At 48.7% G+C, this 21,273-nt stretch carries 20 protein-coding genes and 1 riboswitch; all 20 genes read right to left on the bottom strand.

Annotated features, from left to right (window positions below; all coding sequences use genetic code 11):
* Positions 1 to 111 precede the first annotated feature (111 nt).
* On the bottom strand, positions 112 to 1,347 hold the full coding sequence (locus tag DESLBE_RS19335; protein WP_144677946.1) for a DUF1015 family protein: 1,236 nt from the start codon (positions 1,345 to 1,347) through the stop codon (positions 112 to 114).
* A gap of 95 nt (positions 1,348 to 1,442) precedes the next feature.
* Entirely contained in the window at positions 1,443 to 2,606 is a 1,164-nt protein-coding gene (locus DESLBE_RS19330) for a phosphoglycerate dehydrogenase (protein WP_144677945.1), read from the bottom strand.
* Positions 2,607 to 2,724: 118 nt separating this feature from the next.
* Entirely contained in the window at positions 2,725 to 3,813 is a 1,089-nt protein-coding gene (gene serC / locus DESLBE_RS19325) for a 3-phosphoserine/phosphohydroxythreonine transaminase (RefSeq protein ID WP_015945317.1), read from the bottom strand.
* A 495-nt stretch (positions 3,814 to 4,308) separates the two neighbouring features.
* Positions 4,309 to 4,911 (bottom strand): HDIG domain-containing metalloprotein, encoded by a 603-nt coding sequence (locus DESLBE_RS19320; protein ID WP_144677944.1) that lies wholly within the window; start codon positions 4,909 to 4,911, stop codon positions 4,309 to 4,311.
* 34 nt (positions 4,912 to 4,945) lie between these two features.
* Positions 4,946 to 5,869 carry a homoserine O-succinyltransferase gene (metA, locus tag DESLBE_RS19315; RefSeq protein ID WP_144677943.1) on the bottom strand — a complete coding sequence of 308 codons (924 nt, stop codon included), beginning with the start codon at positions 5,867 to 5,869 and terminating at the stop codon, positions 4,946 to 4,948.
* Positions 5,870 to 5,979: 110 nt separating this feature from the next.
* A riboswitch (SAM riboswitch) is annotated at positions 5,980 to 6,086 on the bottom strand.
* A 267-nt stretch (positions 6,087 to 6,353) separates the two neighbouring features.
* A complete protein-coding gene (locus DESLBE_RS19310) occupies positions 6,354 to 7,229 on the bottom strand; it encodes a cysteine ABC transporter substrate-binding protein (RefSeq protein WP_144677942.1) in 876 nt (291 codons plus the stop codon).
* A gap of 138 nt (positions 7,230 to 7,367) precedes the next feature.
* On the bottom strand, positions 7,368 to 8,117 hold the full coding sequence (locus DESLBE_RS19305) for an amino acid ABC transporter ATP-binding protein (RefSeq protein WP_144678691.1): 750 nt from the start codon (positions 8,115 to 8,117) through the stop codon (positions 7,368 to 7,370).
* A gap of 40 nt (positions 8,118 to 8,157) precedes the next feature.
* Entirely contained in the window at positions 8,158 to 8,835 is a 678-nt protein-coding gene (locus DESLBE_RS19300) for an amino acid ABC transporter permease (protein ID WP_144677941.1), read from the bottom strand.
* Positions 8,816 to 9,481, bottom strand: coding sequence for an amino acid ABC transporter permease (locus DESLBE_RS19295; RefSeq protein WP_015945322.1), 666 nt, complete (start codon positions 9,479 to 9,481; stop codon positions 8,816 to 8,818). The genes DESLBE_RS19300 and DESLBE_RS19295 overlap by 20 nt, the downstream gene beginning before the upstream one ends.
* A 289-nt stretch (positions 9,482 to 9,770) precedes the next feature.
* Positions 9,771 to 10,523 carry an exodeoxyribonuclease III gene (locus DESLBE_RS19290; protein ID WP_011462044.1) on the bottom strand — a complete coding sequence of 251 codons (753 nt, stop codon included), beginning with the start codon at positions 10,521 to 10,523 and terminating at the stop codon, positions 9,771 to 9,773.
* A gap of 165 nt (positions 10,524 to 10,688) precedes the next feature.
* Positions 10,689 to 12,461: an aminopeptidase P family protein gene (locus DESLBE_RS19285; RefSeq protein ID WP_144677940.1), complete on the bottom strand. Its 1,773-nt coding sequence runs from the start codon at positions 12,459 to 12,461 to the stop codon at positions 10,689 to 10,691.
* Positions 12,462 to 12,518: 57 nt separating this feature from the next.
* On the bottom strand, positions 12,519 to 13,112 hold the full coding sequence (gene yedF, locus DESLBE_RS19280; protein ID WP_144677939.1) for a sulfurtransferase-like selenium metabolism protein YedF: 594 nt from the start codon (positions 13,110 to 13,112) through the stop codon (positions 12,519 to 12,521).
* A gap of 178 nt (positions 13,113 to 13,290) precedes the next feature.
* The gene (gene selD, locus DESLBE_RS19275) at positions 13,291 to 14,313 is read right to left on the bottom strand and encodes a selenide, water dikinase SelD (protein WP_144677938.1); all 1,023 of its coding nucleotides are present in this window, start codon (positions 14,311 to 14,313) and stop codon (positions 13,291 to 13,293) included.
* Positions 14,314 to 14,587: 274 nt separating this feature from the next.
* Positions 14,588 to 16,321, bottom strand: coding sequence for a sensor histidine kinase (locus tag DESLBE_RS19270; protein ID WP_144677937.1), 1,734 nt, complete (start codon positions 16,319 to 16,321; stop codon positions 14,588 to 14,590).
* Positions 16,318 to 17,097 carry a response regulator gene (locus DESLBE_RS19265; protein WP_005815859.1) on the bottom strand — a complete coding sequence of 260 codons (780 nt, stop codon included), beginning with the start codon at positions 17,095 to 17,097 and terminating at the stop codon, positions 16,318 to 16,320. The genes DESLBE_RS19270 and DESLBE_RS19265 overlap by 4 nt, the downstream gene beginning before the upstream one ends.
* Positions 17,098 to 17,161: 64 nt before the next feature.
* Complete coding sequence (gene msrB, locus DESLBE_RS19260) at positions 17,162 to 18,268, bottom strand: peptide-methionine (R)-S-oxide reductase MsrB (RefSeq protein WP_018212207.1); 1,107 nt, start codon at positions 18,266 to 18,268, stop codon at positions 17,162 to 17,164.
* A 39-nt stretch (positions 18,269 to 18,307) separates the two neighbouring features.
* Positions 18,308 to 18,658, bottom strand: coding sequence for a hypothetical protein (locus DESLBE_RS19255; protein WP_144677936.1), 351 nt, complete (start codon positions 18,656 to 18,658; stop codon positions 18,308 to 18,310).
* A 280-nt stretch (positions 18,659 to 18,938) separates the two neighbouring features.
* Entirely contained in the window at positions 18,939 to 19,487 is a 549-nt protein-coding gene (locus DESLBE_RS19250; RefSeq protein ID WP_005815864.1) for a DUF2284 domain-containing protein, read from the bottom strand.
* Between the two features lie 136 nt (positions 19,488 to 19,623).
* On the bottom strand, positions 19,624 to 20,601 hold the full coding sequence (locus DESLBE_RS19245) for a uroporphyrinogen decarboxylase family protein (protein WP_005815867.1): 978 nt from the start codon (positions 20,599 to 20,601) through the stop codon (positions 19,624 to 19,626).
* A 38-nt stretch (positions 20,602 to 20,639) separates the two neighbouring features.
* Positions 20,640 to 21,272, bottom strand: coding sequence for a corrinoid protein (locus DESLBE_RS19240; RefSeq protein ID WP_005815869.1), 633 nt, complete (start codon positions 21,270 to 21,272; stop codon positions 20,640 to 20,642).
* Position 21,273 lies beyond the last annotated feature (1 nt).

The following is a 21,273-nucleotide window of genomic DNA, read 5'->3' as shown; positions in this document are numbered from 1 at the left end:
CTTTCAGGTCACGGCGACTTTTTAATTTCCACCTATTACTAATTATAGCTTATTTGAGGAGAAATGCAAGAAGGGGTGCACTGCACCCCTTTTTTCTTGCTTTCTTTTACTTTACAGTTCGTGTATAAATAAGCCGCTGCGCAGCTTGGGTTCAAACCATGTGGATTTGGGGGGCATCAGCCGTCCGGCATCGGATACGGCAAAAAGCTCTTGTATGGAGGTGGGATATAGGGAGAAGCCGCATTTCATATCACTGCCGGTTCTTCTTTCCAGTTCCTGCAGGCCCCGGATTCCGCCTACAAAGTCAATGCGTTTATCCGTGCGGATATCCTTAATCTGCAGAATGGGGGTTAAGAGGTGATTCTGGAGCAAGGACACATCCAGCCCCTCCACAGGGTCCGCGGAACGGATCTCCTGCCGGGCCCTCAGCTTATACCAGGTTCCTTCCAGCACCATACCAAAGGTGGCTTTCTCTTCAGGCTGATAAGGAGTATTCCCTATTTCCTCCAGTGCAAAGGATTTTTCAACCTCTGCCAGGAACTCCGTCTTGCTTAAGCCATTCAGATCTTTGACCACCCGGTTATAGTCTAGAATCATCAGCTGATCGTGAGGAAAGAGCACGGAGAGGAAGAAGTTAAACTCTTCCTGGCCTGTATAATGGGGATTCTCCGCCCTTCGTTTCAGCCCTACTTTAACGGCGGAGGCGGTGCGATGGTGGCCATCGGCGATATAGATGCTTTGGATTTCCGCAAACCCTGCGGCAATCTTCTCTATATCCTGCTCCTCTGCAATCACCCAGACTGCATGCCGCACTCCGTCGGCCGCGACAAAATCATAGAGAGGGGTATTCTGTTTGACTCTCTCGATCACTTCATGGATACCGGCCTGGGCACGGTAAGCTAAGAAGATGGGGCCTGTCTGGGCACTGCAGACATCCACATGATTGATGCGGTCCAGCTCTTTATCTTCTCTGGTCAATTCGTGTTTTTTAATCACATCCTGGAGATAATCGTCAATGGCGGCACAGCCTACCAAACCGGTTTGGGCTCTTCCCTGCATGGTGAGCTCATAAATATAATAGCAGGGTTTGGCCTCCCGGATGAAGATCCCTTCTTGAATCATCCCCTGCAGAACCTCTGCAGCTTTGGCATAGACCTGAGGATGGTAAGGATCGAAATCCTCCGGAAAATGGGTCTCCGGACGGTCCACCTTCAAAAAAGAGTAGGGTTCCTTTTTGATTTCTTCAAGAGCTTCTTCCCGGTTGTAGACATCATAAGGGAGGGCGGCAACTTTGCCCGCTACATCTTCCCTGGGTCTTATGGCTTGAAAGGGTCTAATCCTTGCCAAAACATTCCCTCCTTTTCATGGATGAATCAAGGGGACAGGTACCTTGATTCATTGGGGTGCAGGTGAATAATGGGACCTGTCCCCTTGATTCACTGCTATTTGATGACACGGACTTTGAGGACGCCGTCGATTTCTTTGAGTCTGGTGATGATGTCGGGGCCGGCGGGGGTTTCGATGTCGATGAGGGTGTAGGCGTAGGAGCCTTTGCTTTTGTTCATTAGGTCAGAGATATTGACGTTTTCTTTGGCTAAGGTGGAGGTGAATTGGCCCAGCATATTGGGAATATTTTTATGATTGATGGCGATCCGTCCGGCTTGGTTGCAGACTCCCATATCGCAATTGGGGAAATTCACGGAATTCTTGATGTTGCCATGCTCAAGGTAGTTCATGATTTGCTCTACGGCCATGACTGCGCAATTTTCTTCGGATTCCGCCGTGGAGGCGCCCAGATGGGGAATGGCGATGACTCCTTCCACTCCGCAGACCTTAGGATTGGGGAAGTCTGTCACATATTTGGCGACTTTTCCGGTCTTCAGAGCTTCAATCAGGGCCTCTTCATCCACCAGGGTATCCCGGGAGAAATTCAGGATGATTACGCCGTCCTTCATTTGCTCAAAGGCTTGTTTATTGAGCATGCCGCGGTTGGAATCGGTTAAGGGGACATGGATGGTAATAAAGTCGCATTCCCGATAGATTTCTTCCGTATTTTTGATCGGTTTAATATATTTGGAGAGCTTCCAGGCGTGTTCCACAGAAATATAAGGATCATAGCCGCAGACATCCATTTCCAGTTTGTTGGCGGCATTGGCCACTAAGATGCCGATAGCGCCTAAACCGATGACCCCCAATTTTTTGCCTTTGATCTCTGTTCCGGCAAACTTGGCTTTATTCTTTTCCACCAGTTTGGCTACTTCAGGATCCGTCTGGCAGGAGTTCACCCAATTCACTCCACCCACCAGATTGCGGGCGGCCATAATCATGGTGGCGATCACCATTTCTTTCACTCCGTTGGCATTGGCGCCGGGGGTGTTGAAGACAACGATGCCTTTTTCCGCGCATTTATCAAGGGGGATGTTATTGACTCCGGCCCCGGCCCGGGCAATGGCTTCGATATTAGGGGGCAGTTCCAGATCATGCATGGAGGTACTGCGGACGAGAACGCCGTTGGCATCTTCATAGCGGTCCACGTCAACATAGCGATCGGTGAACAGTTTTAAACCCGCTTGGGAAATATTATTCAGGCAATTGATTTTGAACATTGTAAAACACTCCTCTTTATTTTTCTTTACTGTTTTAGTTTTCTTTACTGTTTTTTCTTTTACTCTGTATTATTGTTATCTATTGAATGCAGCTCCTGCAACGGCAGGGATTGCCATCTTATCCTTTCTTGTTCTCTGCTTCAAACTTTCTCATGAATTCCACTAAATCCTTGACCCCCTGGATGGGCATGGCATTGTAAATGCTGGCCCTCATCCCGCCTACTGTGCGGTATCCTTTAAGGTTCTCAAAGCCTGCGGTCTTGGCTTCTTTGATGAACTTGGCATCCAGTTCTTCAGAGCCTGTCACAAAGGGAACATTCATTAAGGAGCGGTCTTTTTTCGCTACGGTTCCTTTAAACATGGCACTGGCGTCCAGATAATCATAAAGGATGGCGGCTTTTTCCTCGTTGATCTTTTGCATAGCTTCCAGTCCGCCCAGCTTTTTGAGCCATTTGAACACTTTACCACAGATGTATATTCCATAAACCGGCGGTGTATTATAGGCGGAATTGTTATCCAGATGGACTTTATACTTGAGCATAGTGGGAGTTCCCGGCAAAACGTCCTCTGTAATCAAATCTTCCCGGATAATGACAATCACGACCCCGGCGGGCCCTACATTCTTCTGAGCTCCGGCAAAAATAATTCCGTATTGGCTGACATCGATGGGTTCGGATAGGAAATCGGAAGACATATCGGCGATTAAAGGTTTATCTCCCACCTCGGGAAGCTCATTAAACTTGGTGCCGAAGATGGTATTGTTGTGGCAGATGTAGACATAGTCTGCCTCCTCGGAGAATTTCAAATCCTTAAGATCCGGAATATAGGAGTAGTTCTGGTCTTCTGATGAGGCGACGACATTGATTTTGCCGTAGAGTTTTCCTTCGGAAATAGCTTTCTTGGCCCATTGCCCGGTGTTCAGGTGATCCGCTACCCGGTTCTTCATCAGGTTCATGGGAACCATGGCAAATTGTTGGGAGGCCCCTCCCTGGAGGAAGAGGATCTTGTAATTATCAGGAACCTTCAGCAGGTCCCTTAAGTCTTGGGCGGCCTCGTTCATCATGCCTTCAATGGTCTTGGAGCGGTGGCTCATTTCCATGACGGACATGCCTGTTCCCTGGTAATCCAGCATTTCCTCGGCGGCTTCTCTCAGGACTTCCTCAGGCAATACAGCCGGCCCTGCTGAAAAATTGTACACTCTTTTCATCTTGAAATATCCTCCTTATTTATCATGTTTTATGAACGTTTACAGATATTGGTTTGTCCAGAATAGACAAAACCCACCCCAGTCATTGGGGCGGGTATTCCGCGGTGCCACCCAAGTTTCAGCCTTTACGGTTAATGGGCAGTGAATCCTGCCCTATCCTCCTTAGTATCCTTAAGGAGAACTAGGGCAGTGCCGCGCAGAAAATAAATAAAACCTCTCATCCCAATCAGGGACGAGAGGTTATTCCCGCGTTGCCACCCATGTTGCCGTAATCGGCCAACTTATGTCCGCGATATCGGGCGGAACCCGTCACAATTCATCATTGGCCACTCCAGGATGGAATCCGCTTCGCTTCTATGACTGACTTGCACCAACCGTCAGCTCTCTATACATATTCGGCGCCGGACGTCCTTTCATCGTGTTGGATTATAGATTGACGTTGTTATGATTCTAATCTATTACACAGCTTTTTGTCAAGAGTTATCAGCAAAATAATTATTTTCCTGCTTCGGCACCTGCTTCGATATTGCCCTCCAAGCCGATGGCAACGGCGACGGTGCGCATTCCTTTAATGGTCTCTTCAATGATCTCGTTCAAATCCTTGCCCAAGCGGTTGGCTCCAGCTTCGATCACTTCCCGGTTGACATTCTCCGCAAAGCTCTTTTGCTTCCATTTCTTTTTGACAGATTTAGCGGTCAGGTCGTGAAGGCTCTTGCTGGGACGGAGCAAAGCCGTGGCTGAGACCAGACCTGTCAATTCGTCAATGGTAAACAGGACCTTTTCCACGTTCTCCCGGGGCTCCACATCATGGACCAGACCGTAGCCATGGCTTTCAATAGCCCGGATAAATTCATCCGGCAAGCCTTGGGGGGTGAGGATCTCCCGGGTTTTGCGGCAGTGTTGATCTGGGTACATCTCAAAATCAATATCATGCAATAAGCCGATATTTCCCCAAAGGTCGGGATCTTCCTGATAAAGGGAAGCAAAATGGCGCATCACCGCTTCCACTGTCATGGAGTGACGCAATAGGGTTTCACTTTTTACATACTCGTTGAGAAGCTGCCAAGCAGCCTCCCTATCTTTTGTATAATCCGGCATCCGACATCCTTCTTTCTATCGTGGTATTTGTATTTTATCTATTGCCCAGTTCTTCAAGGTTATAGGGTGTTTCCTGATAGACATAGTAATTGAGCCAATTGGCAAAAAGCAAATTAGAATGCCCTCTCCACTTGACGAGAGGCGTCTTCCTGGGATCATCCCCGGGGTAATAGTTCTGAGGAATGTTGATGGGGAGCTCCAGGGCCATATCCCGATCATATTCCGCTTTCAGGGTATGGGGATCGTATTCGGAATGACCTGTGGCAAAAATCTGCCGGCCACCCTTGGTCCCGATCAGGTAGACTCCGGACTCCTCAGATTCGGAAAGAATCTCCAGCTCCGGCGCCTTGACGATATCTTCCTTTCTGACTTCTGTATGCCGGGAGTGAGGCACATAAAAAACGTCATCAAAACCTCTGAGCAAGCGGACATCCTTGCGGTTTAAGGTATGAGGGAAAACACCGAACATCTTCGCCGGCAAAGGATACTTGGGAACACCAAAGAAGTGGTAAAGCCCGGCCTGGGCTCCCCAGCAAATGAAAAGAGTGGAAAAGACATGGGCTTTACTCCAGTCCATAATCTTCTGCAGCTCCGGCCAAAAATCAACCTCTTCAAAGGGCATCTGCTCGATAGGGGCCCCGGTAATGATCATGCCGTCAAATTTCTGATCTTTGATGCTGTCAAAGGTCTGATAATACTTAATCAGGTATTCTTCCGGGGTATTCTTGGAGTGATGGGTTTCCGGGTAAAGCAGGGTAATATCCACTTGCAAGGGGGAATTCCCTAAGAGCCGGAGAATCTGTGTTTCGGTTACGATCTTATTGGGCATGAGATTGAGAATGACAATACTGAGAGGGCGAATGTCCTGATGCTCGGCACGCCTCTCTTCCATAATAAACACATCCTCTTTGGTGAGTATTTCTGCTGCGGGCAGGCCATCGGGTACATTGATCGGCATAGTATTCTCCCTTCGCTACACTTAGAAAATTCTTCGTTCATTCTGAATGGGTTTGTCTTTAAAATAAAGAAAACCTCTTTCCAAGAAAGAGGGTATCACCAAAAATTCCTCTCTCATCTATCAATGCTTCCATCGCAGGAATTAGCACCGTTGTATTCATCTGAATACCGGTTGCTGGGTTTCATCGGGCCAGTCCCTCCACCACTCTTGATAAGAAATGGGCTGTATTTAGTTGATGACGATGAAAATCGTCATTGGCACTATATTATTACATCTTGGCACTAATGTCAATCTGCTCTATAACAAAATTATTGTAGAGGGATTGTACGAGTCGCGTAGCTTTTCAGCATTTTTCTGAGGCTTTTGCGGCTCCTTTTCAGATCTTTTTCATAACAGAAGACGGCTCTCCCCGGCTAAAGCAGGATGAGAACCGTCTTACTCCTTATTATCCTTAGATATATATTTAGATATATATACTCTGGGCTTAAAGTTTCCCGCCTTCGACAATCAGCTCCTCAGGTTTTACATCGTCCCCGTACACGGGCAGGAGGGTTTTTTCATAAGCTTTCCTTACAAAATCTTCTTTAGCAAGCTCTGCCAGCTCCTGATTGATCCAGTTTAAGAGTTCGGTGTCGCCCTTCTTTACTGCCGGTGCAATGGTGTCCGTGCTGCCTAAAGTAGGTACACCTACGGTGAAGCCCGGATTGGATTTGGCCCAGGCGAGGACTTCCGTATTGTCATGAGCTAAGGCGGCTCCCCGGCCATCTTTTAAGGCTTCAAAGGCTTCCGTGTTTTGATCATATTTAAGAAGTTCCAGATCCGGGTGGTTTTTGGTCAGATAATCCTGAGCCGTGGTTCCTTTATTGACAATAACCTTCTGCCCTTGAAGCTGGTCGATAGAGGTGATCAAGGCTCCGTCAGGTGAGACGATCCCCAGGGCAACTTTCATATAGGGGTTGGCAAAATCCACTTTTTGCTTTCTTTCTTCTGTCACTGTGAAATTAGCCATAATAATGTCGACCTTGTTGGATTCCAGATAAGGTACTCTGTTGGCAGCCTCCACCAATACGAACTCTACCTTGGATTCGTCCCCTAAAAGGTCTTTGGCGAAGCGTCTGGCGATTTCCACATCAAAGCCTTGATTCTGGCCATTGGCATCTACATAACCAAAGGGCGGCTTATCGCTGAACACCCCAATCCGCAGGGTTCCCCGCTGCTTGATTTCTTCCAGGGAGCCTGCTGGGGAGGCGTTGTTGGCATTATTGGCTTGGTCGCCGCCTGTCTGGCCGCACCCCACAAGTCCGCCCAAGAGCAACGCTCCGGCCAGAACGAGGGCCAGGGATCTGATCATCTTTTTCATCTTTTCTCTCAACCTTTCTTCTCTTCTTTTTGGGATATTTTTATAGCTTTCCTTTGGCTCTAGTTGCCCGGCACTGTGAAAACCTATGGAACGCTGCGGAAGGCTGCAGTATTGCTGCACCCGCCTGGCGCACCGGCACTAATATTGAAATATATTAAGAAATTGCTTCGCCCGCTCGGTGCGTGGGTTATTGAAGAACTCCTGGGGACCGGCAATTTCACAAATAGTACCTGAATCCATGAAGACGACCCGGTCGGCGACGGCTTGGGCAAAGCCCATCTCATGAGTGACAATGATCATGGTCATTCCCTGTTTGGCCAGGCCCAGCATCACGTCAAGAACTTCCCGGACCATTTCCGGATCAAGGGATGCTGTCACCTCATCAAAAAGCATGATCTCCGGATTCATGCATAAGGCTCTGACGATAGCGATTCTTTGCTTCTGGCCTCCGGATAGCTCCCTTGGCCAAGCGTCCATTCTATCGAATAACCCCACTCTTTCCAAAAGGGCCTTGGCTTGCTCCATGACTTGGCTGCGCTCCCTGTTCTGTACCTTTGCAGGCCCCAGGAGAATATTCTCAATCACCGTCATATGGGGAAAAAGATCATAGTTTTGAAAAACCATACCAATCTGCTGACGAATCTGCCCCCAATCGACTTTTCCTCTGATCAGGCTTTGACCTGACAGCAGGATATCTCCTTTTTGAATGGGTTCAAGACCGTTAAGGCAGCGGAGCAGAGTGCTTTTACCGCATCCGGAGGGCCCTAAAACCACAATGACCTCACCTCTGGGGACCTGGAGATCAATCCCCTTAAGAACGGGTTTGCCCCCATACTCTTTATGCAAATCCTTGATGGTCAGTAAAATTTCTCTTTGCTCATTAGTTATTGAACCACCACTTATTGAATCATTGCTCATTGAATCACTCCTAACTGCTCCACTTGGCTTCCAGTCTCTTGGCCAGACGGGACAATGGATAACACATGATGAAGTACAGAATAAAAATAAGTCCATAAATCCAGAAGGAGGCCGTGGGAACGGTAAAGCGGGCGTTCTCGATCATCTGCTGACCGACTTTGAGGATTTCCACCACCCCGATAAGTACCGCAAGGGAGGTGGTCTTGACCATCCGTGTGGCCAGGTTAATCGTGGCGGGCAGCATCCGTCTTACAGCCTGAGGGATTAAAACATACCGGTAAAGCTGCCCAAAGCTTAAACCCAGCGCTTTACCGGAGTCGCTCTGATGACGGGGCAAGGACTCCAGGGCGCCCCTGACGATGTCACCCATTTCTGCCGTCCCCCAGAGAATAAAGACAATGATGACGATGACCTCACCTTCCAGATGAATAGCAAAGACTGAGGTTATGCCGAAATAGCCGATGAATAACCAGACAAGGACGGGAATAATTCGGAAGGCTTCCAGGTAAAGGCGGCAGAGCACCTTGATGATCTTGGATTTCATGGTCATGAGCAGACCAAAGGCAATTCCTGTGCAGGCAGAGATTAAGATAGCGATCAAGGCAATCCTTACTGTAACCAGCAACCCCTCCAGCAGACGCACTATATTCTGTGAGGTAAAAAGCATCTCAAGGGCCGAATTCAGCATAGCGCACCTTCCTCTCCAACCAAGTCAAGAACAAAGACAAAGGCAACAGGATGATTAAGTAAGAAACAACCAACATTAAGAGGGATTCAACGGTCTGATAATACATCCCGATCAGATCTTTGGTAACATTCATAAGATCGAGAATAGCGATGGCCCCGAGGACGGAGGTTTCTTTGAGCAAGAAGATACAGTTGGCGCCAAGGGCCGGGATGCTGAAGGAAAACGCCTGAGGGAATACCACATAGCGAATCAGCTGCCACCGTGAAAGCCCTAAGCTCAGGCCGGATTCAATCTGGGATTTGCTCACCGCTTCCATTCCGCCGCGCAAGGCCTCAGCCATATAGCTCCCTCCTAAAAAGGAAAGACCAAGAATTGCACAAGCCGTCTCACTTAATGTCACCCCCAGCTTGGGCAGTCCAAAATAGAGAAAGTAGACCTGGATCAGCAAAGGGGTGTTCCGGGAGAGCTCTATATACCCTCCCATGATCGTTTTTAAAAGAGGTATACGGTAATACATAATGACACTGCAGATCAGGCCAAGGAGCAGGGAGAACAGTGTCCCCCAAAAAGCCAGCTTTAAAGTAAGCCAGGCCGCTTTTTCATATAAAGGAATGTTTTGAAGAATGAATTCCCAATTTAAATTCATGCCGGCCTCTCTTTCAGTCCATTCTATAGAGCCTCTGCAGCTCAACTATCTGCTTAAATATTTGCTTAACTATCTGCTCAAACACATTTATATAATTCCTATACATTTAGTATGACATATCGGAATTATATATTCTGACTCTCACTCTGTCAATCTTTTATTTTTGCCAAGAGAAAAAGGAACTGACAGCTTTTGAACCGGAATAAGGTTCGCGAGGTGTCAGTTCCTTTTTCTTTTTTAGTTTGTCCTCACACTATCTGAGGGTCAACAAACTATTAATATACGGGAATCAGAAAATTTCCAGGCCCACCGGGCAATGATCGGAGCCCATGATCTGATCGTAGATCATGGCGTCTTTGAGCTCATTCTTCAGGCTTTCCGAGACACAAAAGTAGTCGATACGCCACCCTGCATTATTGGCCCGGGCGTTGAACATGTAGGACCACCAGGTGTAAGCTTCTTTTTTATCCGGGTTGAAATGGCGGAAGGTATCGATAAAGCCGTTCTTAAGCAGTTCACTGAATTTTGCCCGTTCTTCATCAGTGAAGCCAGCATTTTTGCGATTGGTTTTGGGATTTTTGAGATCGATCTCCGTATGGGCGACATTGAGATCGCCACAAAGGATCACCGGTTTGGATTTTTCCAGGTTTTTAAGATAACCGAGGAATTCCGCTTCCCAGATCATGCGATAATCCAAGCGGGCCAAGTCCCTTTGCGAGTTGGGGGTGTAGACCGTGACCAGGTAAAAGGTATCAAATTCAAGGGTAATGACCCGCCCTTCCTGATCATGCTCTTCCTGGCCGATCCCATAGGACACACTCAGGGGTTCTTTCTTGGCAAAGACTGCGGTTCCGGAATAACCCTTTTTCTGAGCAAAATTCCAATAGGCGTGATACCCCTCCAACTGGAAAGGGATCTGCTCTTCCTGAAGCTTGGTCTCCTGCAGGCAAAAGATATCCGCTTGCTCCTGCTGGAAAAAGTCCATAAAGCCCTTATTCAGACAAGCCCGCAGGCCATTGACATTCCATGATATTAATTTCATCCCGTTCTCTCCTCTAATGACGTTTTTGTGCCATTAATCTCTTGGACACCATCTCATTTTGTTATTGTCCATTTGTAATCAGTCTAGCTTTGCAACCATAAAAAATCAAGCCTTCAGCTTCACAAGGCTGAAAGCCTGATTCCAGGGTATTCAGTAATTTAAGTCTTATCTGCCGCATTCCTGAGCCAGCCAGGCTTTTTCTTCAGCATCCAGATAAGGCTCCAGGGTGGTGTAGACCATTTGGTTGTAGTCATCCAGCCATGTTTGCTCTTCTTCTGTGAGGAGGCTTTGATCCACACCCCCTAAGTCGATGGGGCAATAGGTCACAGCTTCAAAGCCCATAAATTGGCCGAATTCAGTCTCCTCGGCTTTTCTCACCACCATCATATTCTCGGTGCGAATGCCGTGTTTCCCTTCTTTATAGATACCGGGCTCATTGGTCAGGATCATCCCTGCTTCCAGTTTTACGGCATTAGGGGTCTGGCTCAGCCGCTGGGGGCCTTCATGAACATTCAAAAACATACCCACTCCATGACCTGTACCGCATTTGTAATCCATGCCGTATTTCCAGATGGGCTGTCTGGCCAGGACATCTAAGTTGGAGCCTGTAGCACCGTAAAGGAATTTAACGGTGGCTAAGGCGATATGTCCCTTCAGCACCAGGGTAAAATCTCTTTTTTCTTCTTCAGTCAGGGGGCCTAAAACGATAGTACGGGTGATGTCGGTGGTGCCGCCGAAGTATTGACCGCCTGAATCCACCAAAAGAAATCCTTCGGCCGCCAAGGTGTAAGCGCTTTCCGCAGTGGCCTTATAGTGCATCATGGCAGCATGGTCTTTATAGCCGGCAATGGTATCGAAACTCAGGCCCACACATTCCTTGTTTGCTCTTCGCAGGGTTTCCAGGGTATCTTCAGCCGAGAGCTCAGTTATTTCTTCCTTGCCCAGGGTGGTTTTGAGCCATTTGATAAAACGGACCATCGCCACTCCGTCATGGATATTGCTGGTTTTCAGGTTATCCAGTTCTGTCTCATTTTTGACAGCCTTCAGCATTGCTGTGGGGTTAGCTCCCTCAATCTTTTTCGTTTGGGGATGGATGGCATGGTCAAGGAACGCGTTGACGCTCTCAGGATCGATAAGGACGGCATCATCCCCGCCAAGGCCCTGCAGAAGCCCGGCGACAGCGGCATAGTCTTTGATTTGGATTCCATCTCTCTCCAGCTCGGCTTTTACCGGAGCCGGAACCTTGCCCGGATCGATACATAAGGTGCAGGCATCCTCGGTAACCAGGACATGAGCAATGGTCACCGGGTTGTTGGGGACATCGGCTCCCCGGATATTTAGGAGCCAGGCGATATCATCCAAAGCTGTCAGTACATGAACATTGGCTCCCTTGCCCTTCATCTGCTGACGAAGCTCATTGAGCTTCTCGACCCGGGAACGCCCCGCATAGCTTACGTCATGAACAAAGATATCAGCGGCCGGGATGGGAGGACGCTCTTGCCATAGCTGCCCCACCAGATCCTGGTCGAATTTTATGGTAATTCTGCCCGCCCATTCTTTTTCCATGTCTCTAAGCTGTTTGGCCGAAAAAACATGTCCGTCCAAGCCAAGGGTGCTTCCCTCCGGTAAATTCTCTTTTAACCATTCTGTATAGCTGGGCACTTGAGGGTCGGCTGCCTTGAACAGACGAATTCCTGAATTGCGGAGCTGTCGTTCCGCTTGAATGTAATAGCGGCCATCTGTCCATAGACCGGCATCCTTCAGAGTAATGACTACTGTTCCGGCGGAACCGGTAAAGCCGGAAATCCACTGCCGGCTTTTAAAGTGGTCGGCCACATATTCGCTGAGATGGGAGTCGGAACTGGGAATAATATAGGCAGCCAGGCCATGATCTGTCATCAGTTTTCTGAGCTTGGCGACCCGCTCTTGAATGTCCATGTTCTTACCTCACTTGCGCTGTAATTTTGGAAATTTCACTATTAAATAGTGATGAGACTAAATATTGATGAGGCGTTTGGCCTCGGCCATGGCGGTGACAATATCATACATATTGGCCACCTGGCCTACTGCCAGTTGCTCGGTAATACCATAATAGTTGATGCAGGTACCGCAGGTTTGAATGATGGTCCCTTGAGCCGCCATGGCTTTTAAATCTTCTATACTGTTAGAGTCCTTACTGGTCAGATAGGCTCCGGAATTAAAGAAGAGAAGGCGGGCAGGCGGCGGGGTCAGCTCTCTGAGGGAATAGATAAACCCTTTAAGGAGAATTCGTCCCAGTTCTTCGCTGCCTTCTCCCATGGTGTTCCGCCCGATGGCGACCACCAGGCCTGAATCTGCCGGCGTTCTGGAGGTTTCAACAGCACAGCCTTCTCCAGCGACAATGGTGACTTCAATGACGCCGTTGTCTTTTTCCTGATACTCACTCTGATAGCCCATACCTTCGGCCATCTTTTGCAGATTTTGCCGCGATATATCGTTATCCACCAGTACCGCCACGACTCCCCCTGCTTCGCCCAATCCCTCCAGGGCTTTCTTGGCACGAATCACAGGGATGGGGCACACTTGTCCCAGAGCATCGATGGTTATCATTAAATCGTCCTCCTTATCTAAATCCGCAGGCTAAGCCGGCGGTGTTCTAATACTGTCAGACTGCCATGCTGCTTCATGTTGGTTTAGGTTATCACTGATGAAGCAAATTTATGTTCATCATGCTGCCCGCTCGGGAAGCAGACGGGGCAGCATGAAAAACGGGACCTGTCCCCTTGATTCACCCTAGAAGAATGGGGAAGTCCTGGCGGGGGAGGACTTCTCCGATCAGTGCTGCTTGGGGCTCTGTCTCCTGTATGGCACGCAAAGCCTCCTGGGCACAGTCTCCGGGGACACTGAGCAGCAGGCCGCCCGAGGTCTGGGGATCGAGCATCAGCTCCTGTAACGGAAAGGGGGTATCCCCGAATTCCACCGCGCCCTCCATAAAGTTGCGATTGCGCTGGCCGGCTGCGGTCAGGAGATAGCCTTGGGCATAAGTATAAGCTTGAGCAATATAAGGCAGCTCCGAGGGGTGGAGCACAATGGTCGTGGACCCACCGGCCATCTCCCGGGTATGGGCAAGGAGTCCAAAGCCGGTGATATCCGTGCAGGCATGAATGGGAAAGTCCCGGGCTTTTTCAGCCGCGTATTTATTGAGGCGCTGCATGGAGGCCAGGGCTGCTTCTACAGCCGCCGCTTCTGCCATTTCTCCCCGCAGGGCAGCCATGACAATACCAACTCCCAGGGGTTTGGTAAGGATCAGCCGATCCCCGGGCTGGGGGGTATTGTTCTTCCAGATCTGCCGGGGATTAAGCCGCCCGGTGACCGCCAGGCCATATTTGGGCTCCCGGTCATAGATGGAGTGCCCTCCGCAGAGAACAGCTCCCGCTTCCTGGAGCTTCTCCGCTCCTCCTGCCAAGATCTCCCCCAAGTCCTGGATGTCCTCCCGCTCAGGATAGCAGACAAGGTTCAAAGCAAAAAGAGGGCTCCCACCCATGGCATAGACATCACTTAAGGCATTAGCCGCGGCAATGCGTCCAAAGGTGCGCGGATCTTCCACCATGGGGGTAAAGAAATCCACGGTAGAAACGATGGCTGTATCTTCATTTATCTGATAAACTGCCGCATCATCTGAAGCATCAAAGCCTACCAGAAGCTGAGGATCCTGAAAAACGGGCAGACCGGAAAGAACCTTCGATAATTCGCCGGGTCCGATTTTGGCTCCGCATCCTCCTGTGGTACAGCTTGAAAGAAAAGATTTCATCTGCTGAATATCTCCTTTCTGTGCCTGGTACTCTGAACACCTAATTCCTCATCGTTTTAAGTATGACAGAATACTGGGCAAGAATTCTTCTTCTATCATAACGCTTTCATTTGATTTATGCCAGATTAAGCCCCATATAAAAATAGAGAAGCCCGGGAGCGGCTTCATCTTTTGCAAACTATTAAACTGTAACACCTAACCGGCTCTGACAAACCGACTCTAACCAAAATGGCTCTAACCAAATCAGCTCCAATCACATATTCACTGGGGGCGCTTAAGGAACAGGCAGCGTCGTCTTCAAACGCAGGATGATCGTGGCCCCCTGTCCAGGGCGGTTAGCGATAGATAGTCCATAGTCTTCTCCATAATAGAGCCGGATCCTCTCTGCCACATTTTTCAGGCCTACACCACCGAGCCGGAGGGGATCCTTTCCCTTCTCCGCGTCCTCAAATCCCCCGCCATTATCCTCAACGGCTAAAAACAACTCCTCCTTCTCCCCTTTTCGGGCCGTGATGCGGATCATTCCTCCCCCCGGCATTTTACGAAGGCCATGATAGATCGCGTTTTCCACTAAGGGCTGGAGAAGGATCTTAGGTATGGTTATATCCATTAAACCATCCTCTGCCTGAATCTCATAGGACAATTTATCCTGATAGCGCTCTTTCTGAATAAACAAGTACTGGCGTACATGATCCAGTTCATCCCGAACAGTGGTGGTTTCGCTGCCGCCGCGCAAGGATAGCCGGAAAAAACGCGCCATGGCTTTGCTCACGGAGATAACCCGCTCTGTATTGCCGAATTCGGCCAGCCAGACAATGGTATCCAAGGTATTGTACAGAAAATGGGGATTGATCTGACTATAAAGGGTCTTTAATTCACTGGCGCGTAAAAACTGTTCCTTATTCCTGATTTCCTGCATCAGCTCCCGAATGCGATCCAGCATGGAGAGAAAATGAGTGGATAGGCTGGCGATCTCAGCACTCCCTACCACCCCTACTTCTGTAGCCAACGACCCCTTTTCCACCTCTTCCATGGCTTTCTCCAATTGGCGGATAGGCCGGGCCACGCTGCCCGCATAGATAGCGCTGCTCCCAAAGGCTGCCAAGAGGAGGACTGAGCCGAGGACAACCAGCACGATGATGATCTCCGCTTCCATGCGCCTGACCCCATCCAGAGAAGCCACACCCACCAAGACCCAATCGCTGTTGTTTAAGTTATAGCGATGGGTAAGCTTATACTCCCGGGAAAGCTCCTTGCCTTCCATCTCCAGCATGTCTATGAGCTCCAAGCGTTTTTCTTCCTGGCTGAAGTACTGCGGATTGGGATGATAGACCACTTGCTGACTTTGATTAAGTATATAGGAGTAGCCCTCTTGGCCCAGACTCATATCTTTCAAAATGGATTCGATGGCATCATATTTCAGATCGATACGCAACACGCCAAGGTGTTTCTTCTTCTCGTCTGTAAGCTCCCGCCCCAGGGAAATGACCCAATTATCCTTGTCCATAGAAAATTCCTGCATTCTTGCCGAGGTAAGGATGGGCATGGTACTCCCCAGTGCCTCCTGATACCATTCCTGATCCTGAATATCCCCTGAATAATGCATCTCTAAATTCTGCTCGTTGGTAATGAGCTGCCCCTTGGCGCCGATCAGAATGATGGAGGCAATCTCGGGATTGGTGTTCAACATTCCTTGAATGATTCTTTCGATATCTCGCCCCTCGTCACCGGCCACATCGTCAGGGCCGGATTGGTCGAAGTACCGCTGCACTTGAGGGCTTTCTGCCAATAGATCAGAAAGCCCTTTTAATTGATCAATATACATTTCCAATTGACGGCCGCTTTTATCGATGGCTGTAGCCGTGGTCTTGGCCACTTCCTGGCTCACAATCCTTGTGGTGCTGAAGAAAAGAGCCAGTCCCATGGCCCCGACGATAAACAAGGTCGCTGCAAGGTAAAAGACCAGAATCTGAGTACGAATACCCCATAAACGCCAGGGTTTCATCATATATTTCCCCCCATAGTATCCCTGTAGCTGTTGGGTGACAGGCCATAGCGTTTTTTAAAGCACGTACTGAAGTAACTTGGATCGTCAAAACCAACTTTTTCGGCAATTTCATAGATCTTGTAGGATGTGACCAACAGCAATATTTTGGAGCGTTCCAAGCGCATGGTTGTAAGATATTCCTGAAAAGGAATGCCAAAATTCTGTTTAAAGACTGTGCTCAGATAGCCGCTGCTCAAGTTGATTGCTTCGGCAAGACGACCGAGGGAAAAAGCCGGATCAGAGAGGGAATGGTTCATCACCTGCAGGATCATCTCCCGATAGTGATGGTGGCCTTCATTTCCCCCATGCTCTAATTGTTTCAGGCTTGCCAAGGAATCCATAGCTCGTCTTTGCTCCGTTTTTTCTTTAAGATCATTGACCAGCTTGCTCAAGAGCTCCAGGATATCGCTGCGTGAAACCGGTTTGAGCAGGTAATCGTCCACTCCCGCCTTTAAGGCTGTGACTGCATATTCAAAATAATCATAGCCGGTAATGATCGCCACCCGGATTTCCGGGTCCACGGCTTTGATCTCCCGGGCTAAATTAAGACCGTCCAGGTTGGGCATGTTGATATCGGCCAGCACAATATCCGGGCGCTTTTCCCGGACAATAGCCAGAGCCAGTGCACCATCTTCAGCTTCATAAACTTCACTGATGCTCTGTTCCTGGAAATTGATGAGCTGTTTAATGCCTTGGCGAATAATGGGCTCATCATCAACAATCAGCAGTTTATACATGGTCTTTTGAACCCTCACTTTCCCGCCAACAGCCTGAATTTAACAATGCCACAGCCTGAAGCTATCATTCAATCCTGCTCAGATACTGTCCATAACCTTCCTCTTGCAGCTCGGATAGGGGAATAAAGCGCAGGGCAGCACTGTTGATGCAATAGCGAAGCCCGCCATCTTCCGGGGGGCCGTCGTTAAAGAGATGCCCCAGATGGGAATCCCCGGCCCGGCTGCGCACCTCGATTCTCTTCATACCAAGGGTGGAATCCTCTTTTTCAATGATGACTTCCGAAGCAATAGGCCGGGTAAAACTGGGCCACCCTGTTCCCGAATCAAATTTATCCCTGGAAGTAAACAAGGGCTCTCCCGTAACCACATCCACATATAAGCCCTGTTCATGATGATCCCAATAGTCATTAGCAAAAGCTCGTTCCGTGGCATCCTTTTGGGTAACGGCATATTGCAGATCAGTCAAGGTTTTACGCAGCAGATCATCACTGGGTTTATTATAAGGTCCGGGATCAATGTTCACAAGTTTTTGCTCTTCTAAGGGGGAGAAATCAATATGGGAGTAGCCATCAGGATTCTTGACAAGGTAATCCTGGTGATATTCCTCCGCTTCATAAAAATGGGCCAGAGGGAGCACTTCAGTAACCATAGGCTTTTCATACTTGCTTTGTTCCTCTGTTATAACCTTAAGAATGATCTCGCGGTCAGCCTCATTTTGATAATAGATCCCTGTGCGGTACTGAGTACCCACATCATTCCCTTGCCGGTTCAGTGAGGTTGGATCGATGATCTTAAAGAAGTATTCCAGAATGGTTTCCAGATCAACCCGCTCCGGATCATAGCGGACATAGGCCGTTTCAGCGTGTCCCGAATTCCGATAGCAAACATCCTCATAGGTGGGGTTTTCACTATTCCCATTGGCATAGCCCACCGTCACATCGGCCACACCGTAAATTCTTGAGAGATAGGCATCCACATCCCAAAAGCAGCCCCCGGCCATCCATATCTCCTGAAGTTCTTTTCCTTCATAGGAGACTCCCAGATTGGGGTTATCCGGAAATCGCTTTGCGGATTCAGCCGGCACCGCTTCCTCACTGCAACCGGTGCCGACGATGGCTAGGACTATTAGTATGGCAACACTTAAGAATATCCGGCCCACCTTGATTTTCACGGTGCCCACCTACCCTTTCCTGAACGATTTATGTTCTTCTTACTTTTTGGTGTCTTTCTCCATCATATCTGAGCTCTTGCTGTCATCCTTCATCATGTCTCCGCTCTTGCTGTCATCCTTCATCATGTCTCCGCCCTTGCTGTCTTCCTTCATCATGTCTTCACTCTTGCTGTCTTCCTTCATCATGTCTTCACTCTTGCTGTCTTCTGTCATCATGTCTCCGCTCTTGCTGTCTTCTGTCATCATGTCTCCGCTCTTATTGTCCTCTTTCATGGTGTCTTCCATCTTGGGGGCATCTTTCATGTCGTTTCCCTGGGCAGCGCTGCTGCCGCAGCCACTTAATCCAAGTACAGTGGTCATAAGGAGTACCGTCAGCAATAATTTTTTCATCCTTTAAGCACCTCTTCTTTATTTTTTATCCCGGGGGCATGCCCGGGGAGTGTAATTATCTTCATTATAGGCTGCTTCCTGGCCCGCCGGAATTGAATGGTATCGGATAAAACCTGAATTTGAACAGGTATTTAAAAAAGAGCCGTCATAAACGGCTCCAGTACTCTGCAACATGTGAGGAATTAGGTGTCACAGCGCAATCGGTTCTTATTCAGTCTATATACAATGTATACTCTGGAGATTTCAATGGGAATTTCAAAACAATGCTGTTGCCAAGAAGTTAAAACAAGACAAGGCTTACATAGGATACGGTATTGACACCATTGTTATAAGGTATGCCGCAATGCTTCACTAAGGATGTGACATCGATTCCATAAGCTTCTACTGAAGCCACCGCCTGCTCAGGGAGCCGGCATTCCTGGCCGTCAAGAATAGAGCAGCGGCTGCAGACCGGACATGGGCCAATGCCTAGGGATAGAAAGTCCGTGATCAGATTGTTTTCCCCGATCCATCCTAAAAATGTTCTCAGAATTCTGTTTTGCTCGGCCATTCCTTCCTGCATCCCTTCAAAATCAAAGGAATCCTCCAGCTGATGCACGGTCTGGAATAGTATAGCTTGTTTATACTGGAGGGCTTTTTCTTTCAGCTCTGCAAAGTCCCCCACATTAGGGGGACACATCCAGTTCTTTTGGTAGTTGCCGCATACATTTTGCTCGCATTGCTTGCGAAAGTCGGGATTAAAGGGAATATCCCGGGTATCAATATGGGCGCTATGGTTAACGCCAAGGGTTTCTAAATAGCCTAACATTTTCGTGATTTCCGGATTCATAATTCACCCCTTCCCATACAGTGTCGGAGGATGCTTGGCTGGTGCCAGGCCGTCACTGTCTTCGCCCTTCTGATAGTGAAAAGCAAGCCCCCGAAGACAAGCTTCGAAGGCTTTTATACTAAACTTCATTGTCTTTTTAGAACATTTTCTTGCTCAGTTTATCGATTTCTTCACTGACGCAATCATAAACACCGGGGAAGGAGCTGAAGCCCAGACCTTGAGTTAAGCAAGGGATGAAGTAATGCTTCCCGCAGTTGGTACAAGCCCGCTCAGCTTCTCTGGCGGCAATTTCCCGGGTCCAGGTTGGGAAGTCCACCACTCCGCTGTCGATGTCACCCATGAAGCTGATCTTACCGCCATACTGCTTAATCAGCTCAGGTGTGTTATTGGTGGTCATGACTCCTTGCCAAATATCAATTCCCATTTCGATCATGAAGGGTACCAGATTGGCCGCATAGCAATCGCTATGGTGAACAATCAGTTCAACCCCGTTTTGCTTATAGAAGCTGTAGATCTTTTTGTAAGCAGGGAGATAGAATTCCTCGAACATAGCCGGTGAAATGAAGGAGCTCTTTTGGCTGCCCCAGTCGTCATGGTGGAAAAGTGCGTCCGGTTTGAGGCGGCGGCAAATGATTTCAGCCAGTTTCAATTCATATTCAGTGAGGTAATCGATAAGCTCATGCATCAGCTCGGGTTCCTCATACAATGCCATTAAAGCATCTTCCATGCTCATGAGATGGTGGCACATTTCAAACACACCGGGAGCGACAAAAGCTGTGACATATTTTTCATTGCGGTCGATACTGTTGGCATGCTCCACGGCAGCTGCCCAGGCTTCATCGGTATCAGGAATTTCAGGGGCTTTTACTTGTTCTCTCCACTTGGTGATATCTTTAAGGACTTTATGCTCTTCATCATGGACAGGAAATTGACCGATTTGACCTTCCGGCCATCTAAAGGTGATACCCCAGCCTGTTTTGATGGACCCTCCGGGAGGAGCCATGAAATCCACAGGATTTTCCAGAATGATGTCCATAAACTCATATTGATTAACGAACCGATCAGGATTGCCACCGCGAATGGTTTCCAACAAGTTTTGTTTAATTGTCAACATAGTAATCCCGCCTCCCTATTCTATTCAACATTTAATCCTTAGGCATGAGCCAATTCCTTGGCTTTAACTGCAGCTCCGCCTGCGTCGGGAGCAAAGCCGTCGGCACCGATCTCATCAGCCATGGCCTGAGATACCGGAGCTCCGCCGACGATAACCTTAAATCCGGTCAAGCCGCTGTTTTTAAGGGATTGAACTGTTTCCTTCATAGCAGGCATGGTGGTGGTCAGCAGGCCTGAGCAGGCTACGATCTTGACATTGTCATTTTCTCTGACCGCATCAACAAATTTTTCTGCGGATACATCGACTCCCAGATCCACGACATTAAAGCCAACGCTCTCCAGCATCATCGCTACGAGGTTTTTGCCGATATCGTGCAAGTCTCCTGCTACGGTGCCGATCACACAGGTTCCTAAAGAAGTGGCGCTTTCCCCGGTGAGGTGGGGCTTCAGAACATCCACGCCCTTGGACATGGCTTTGGCCGCCATGAGCATTTCCGGTACGAAAAGCTCTCCGGCGGAAAATTTATCCCCTACGACACCCATGGAATCAATCATCCCGGCCAGGATATCTCCTGCTGCATTTCCTGCATCCAGGGCTTCCTGAACGAGACCTGGAACGAGTTTCGCTTTCCCTGCTTCTACCATAGCTTTAACTTCTGCGATTTTAGACATT

Source organism: Desulfitobacterium sp. LBE (assembly GCF_007830365.1).
Lineage (GTDB): Bacteria > Bacillota > Desulfitobacteriia > Desulfitobacteriales > Desulfitobacteriaceae > Desulfitobacterium > Desulfitobacterium hafniense.
Note: the sequence above shows the minus strand (reverse complement) of the source record. Positions and strands in the feature narration are given on the sequence as shown.

Excerpts from the sequence above, each read along its gene's own strand:
- DESLBE_RS19290 (WP_011462044.1), bottom strand. The coding sequence starts at position 10,523 with ATGAAATTAATATCATGGAATGTCAATGGCCTGCGGGCTTGTCTGAAT.
- DESLBE_RS19265 (WP_005815859.1), bottom strand. The coding sequence starts at position 17,097 with ATGTATAAACTGCTGATTGTTGATGATGAGCCCATTATTCGCCAAGGC.
- DESLBE_RS19240 (WP_005815869.1), bottom strand. The coding sequence starts at position 21,272 with ATGTCTAAAATCGCAGAAGTTAAAGCTATGGTAGAAGCAGGGAAAGCG.
- DESLBE_RS19300 (WP_144677941.1), bottom strand. The coding sequence starts at position 8,835 with ATGCTGAATTCGGCCCTTGAGATGCTTTTTACCTCACAGAATATAGTG.
- DESLBE_RS19310 (WP_144677942.1), bottom strand. The coding sequence starts at position 7,229 with ATGAAAAAGATGATCAGATCCCTGGCCCTCGTTCTGGCCGGAGCGTTG.
- serC (WP_015945317.1), bottom strand. The coding sequence starts at position 3,813 with ATGAAAAGAGTGTACAATTTTTCAGCAGGGCCGGCTGTATTGCCTGAG.
- yedF (WP_144677939.1), bottom strand. The coding sequence starts at position 13,112 with ATGATAACCATCGATGCTCTGGGACAAGTGTGCCCCATCCCTGTGATT.
- selD (WP_144677938.1), bottom strand. The coding sequence starts at position 14,313 with ATGAAATCTTTTCTTTCAAGCTGTACCACAGGAGGATGCGGAGCCAAA.
- DESLBE_RS19295 (WP_015945322.1), bottom strand. The coding sequence starts at position 9,481 with ATGAATTTAAATTGGGAATTCATTCTTCAAAACATTCCTTTATATGAA.
- DESLBE_RS19320 (WP_144677944.1), bottom strand. The coding sequence starts at position 4,911 with ATGCCGGATTATACAAAAGATAGGGAGGCTGCTTGGCAGCTTCTCAAC.
- DESLBE_RS19270 (WP_144677937.1), bottom strand. The coding sequence starts at position 16,321 with ATGATGAAACCCTGGCGTTTATGGGGTATTCGTACTCAGATTCTGGTC.
- DESLBE_RS19250 (WP_005815864.1), bottom strand. The coding sequence starts at position 19,487 with ATGAATCCGGAAATCACGAAAATGTTAGGCTATTTAGAAACCCTTGGC.
- DESLBE_RS19285 (WP_144677940.1), bottom strand. The coding sequence starts at position 12,461 with ATGGACATTCAAGAGCGGGTCGCCAAGCTCAGAAAACTGATGACAGAT.
- DESLBE_RS19245 (WP_005815867.1), bottom strand. The coding sequence starts at position 20,601 with ATGTTGACAATTAAACAAAACTTGTTGGAAACCATTCGCGGTGGCAAT.
- metA (WP_144677943.1), bottom strand. The coding sequence starts at position 5,869 with ATGCCGATCAATGTACCCGATGGCCTGCCCGCAGCAGAAATACTCACC.
- DESLBE_RS19330 (WP_144677945.1), bottom strand. The coding sequence starts at position 2,606 with ATGTTCAAAATCAATTGCCTGAATAATATTTCCCAAGCGGGTTTAAAA.
- DESLBE_RS19255 (WP_144677936.1), bottom strand. The coding sequence starts at position 18,658 with ATGAAAAAATTATTGCTGACGGTACTCCTTATGACCACTGTACTTGGA.